Here is an 878-nt window from a genome sequence, read left to right as displayed (position 1 = left end):
CAGGACCGGAACAAGTGCTCGCTACGCGGCCGGAGCAAGTCTGGGTAGCCGACATTACCTATCTGCCGACCGCCGGCAAATTCGTCTATGTCAGCTTGGTAACGGATGCGTATTCGCGCAAGATCGTAGGCTATCACGTGCACGCAAGCTTGCAAACCGAAGAGGTCAGCGAGGCCCTGAAGATGGCCCTGCGAGCACGACAGCGCAAGATGCCGTTGATTCACCATTCTGATCGTGGAATCCGCCCAGTACTGCTCTACTTACTATCAAGAAATTCATCGTCGTCATGGACGAAGGGCCGGGGTCAGGTCCGCCATTCGTACACGATCTCAGCTTTGGCCATCCACGGCAAGTTGCGCTTTACTAAATGCCGCTATGGCTCGACTGACTGTCTTGCTCGAGACGTGAAAAGCGGAGGCAATATGGGCTATGGTAAAAACGGTTGAGAGATAGGAGACAGTCCATTGTCTCGTCTCTGTCGCTGTAGCGGGCCTGATATGGCGTTAATGACAGGGTGACAGGGGGACAGCGCGGTGCTGAAGATCGGCGTATCCTTAAATTCATCGGAGCGTTTTGATTGCTGCTGTGCTGAAATGAAGGCGTTGTCGCCCAGAAGAATCGGATGACAGGTGCGAGCAAGCGGGCTAGTGTCATCTATTCCGGCCGCGACAAACCGGCAATAGCGGACTTTGCTGGTGAGGGTATTTTTGAGGGTATCGGTACCTGAATGGTTGGGAAAACACTGAAAAATCGTAAGCGTCGCCTCACCACCGTCTTCCCTTAATCGCCGCAGATCCCGATGATTGAATTTGGGACGCAAATTGATTGTGTCCACAAATTTATTTATGGACACAATAATTCAACCAGTCACAACCAGG

1 pseudogene is annotated in these 878 nt (G+C 52.5%); it reads left to right on the top strand.

Going from position 1 to position 878, the window contains the following annotated elements:
- Window positions 1-291, top strand: a pseudogene (locus GCN74_RS28205) (transposase); the annotation flags it as partial.
- Window positions 292-878 lie beyond the last annotated feature (587 nt).

The organism is Janthinobacterium sp. FT14W, from assembly GCF_009208755.1.
In the GTDB taxonomy this organism is placed as follows: Bacteria; Pseudomonadota; Gammaproteobacteria; order Burkholderiales; family Burkholderiaceae_D; genus Janthinobacterium; species Janthinobacterium violaceinigrum.
Note: the sequence above shows the minus strand (reverse complement) of the source record. Positions and strands in the feature narration are given on the sequence as shown.